Origin of the sequence: Janthinobacterium sp. AD80, from assembly GCF_002878455.1 — a bacterium.
Classification (GTDB): domain Bacteria; phylum Pseudomonadota; class Gammaproteobacteria; order Burkholderiales; family Burkholderiaceae_D; genus Janthinobacterium.
Map to the genome: position 1 here is coordinate 1 of NZ_NRDQ01000270.1, position 1,589 is coordinate 1,589.

Annotated in this window: 1 protein-coding gene; it reads left to right on the forward strand. The window is 68.0% G+C overall.

Going from position 1 to position 1,589, the window contains the following annotated elements; translation table 11 throughout:
• Positions 1 to 61: 61 nt before the first annotated feature.
• Positions 62 to 1,589: DUF2339 domain-containing protein (locus JaAD80_RS28455; RefSeq protein WP_258003237.1), on the forward strand; the 1,528-nt coding region annotated here is incomplete at its 3' end.

Below are 1,589 nucleotides of genomic sequence, written 5' to 3' on the forward strand. Positions count from 1 at the left end.
GGCCGGACCAGCGCCCGCCGCGTCCGTAGCGCCTGTYGCACCGGTCGCAACGACGCCACCGGTGCCGCCCACGCCGCCGGTTTCGCCACCTGCCGCGCCGAACACCCCGTCCTGGGTCGCGCGCCCCGATGGCCTCCTGGCCAAGGCGAAAAACTGGCTGTTTACGGGCAACCTGGTCGCCAAGCTGGGCTTGCTGATCCTCTTCCTCGGCGTCAGCTTCCTGCTCAAGTACGTGGCGGCGCAGGTGACATTGCCCATCGAGCTGCGCCTTGCCGGCATCGCGCTGGCCGACATCGCCCTGCTGGCCTGGGCCTGGCGCATCCGTACCAGCCGCCCGGGCATCAGCCTGCCGCTGCAGGGCACGGCGCTGGCGATCCTGATGCTGGTGACGTTTGGCGCCTTCCGCCTGTATGAACTGATCCCGGCTGGCCTGGCCTTCGGCCTGCTGTTCGTGCTGACGGCCTTTACCTGCCTGCTGGCCGTGCTGCAGAACGCCGTCTGGCTGGCCGTGTTCGGCATCGTCGGCGGCTTTGCCGTGCCCTTGCTGGTGTCGACGGGCAGCGGCAGCCATATTGGCCTGTTCAGCTATTACGCGCTGCTCAATGCGGGCGTCTTCGCCATCGCCCTGCAACGCGCCTGGCGCGTGCTCAATGTGCTGAGCTTCGGCTTTACCTTTGTCGTCGCCACCGCCTGGGGCTTGCTGCGTTATACGCCCGAGCACTACCTGTCGACGCAGCTGTTTTTGATCCTGTTCGTGCTGTTCTATATCGGCATCGCCATCGCCTATTGCGCGCGGCAGGCGCCTCGCCTCAAGCATTACGTGGATGGCACGCTCGTCTTCGGCACGCCGCTGGCTGCCATGGGCCTGCAGTACAGCCTGGTCTGGAATTTTAAATTTGGCCTGGCGTTTTCCGCCCTGGCCGCCGGTTTGACCTACACGGGACTGGCCGTGGCCCTGTGGCGCCGGAGCGGCTTCAGGCTGCTGGCCGAAGCGTTCCTGGCGCTGGGTGTCGTGTTTGGCACGCTGGCCATCCCGTTCGCCCTCGACGGCCGCTGGACGTCGGCCGCCTGGGCGCTGGAAGGGGCGGGCATCGTCTGGGTGGGCTTGCGTCAGCGCCAGACCCTGGCCTGGGCTTTCGGCCTGCTGGTACAGGCGGGCGCGTGGATTGCCTTCCTGTTTGCCATGCTGCAACTCGATGCGGCAGCGGCCCTGCAGGCCAACCTCTGGCTCGGCTGCCTGCTGCTGGCCGCCGCCGCGCTGGTGATGGCCTTCAATTTCCGCCGCCACGGCAGCCACCTGTATCCGGAATTCATGGCCAGCCTGTCCGTGCTGTTCCTGACGGCCGCCACGGCCTGGCTGCTGGGCGGCGTGTGGAACGAGATCCTGCTGCGCACGGATAACGCCACGCAGCTGAACCTGCTGACCGTCAGCGCCCTGGGCGTGGCAGGCCTGCTGGCATGGCTGGGGCGGCGCGAAGACTGGCATGCGCCGCGCGCCTTGCTGCTGGCCGTGCAGGTGCTGGCGGGCATGGTGCTGCTGAGCCGCAGCAGCTGGGCCTGGGATGCGCACCCGGCCAGCCTGCTGGACG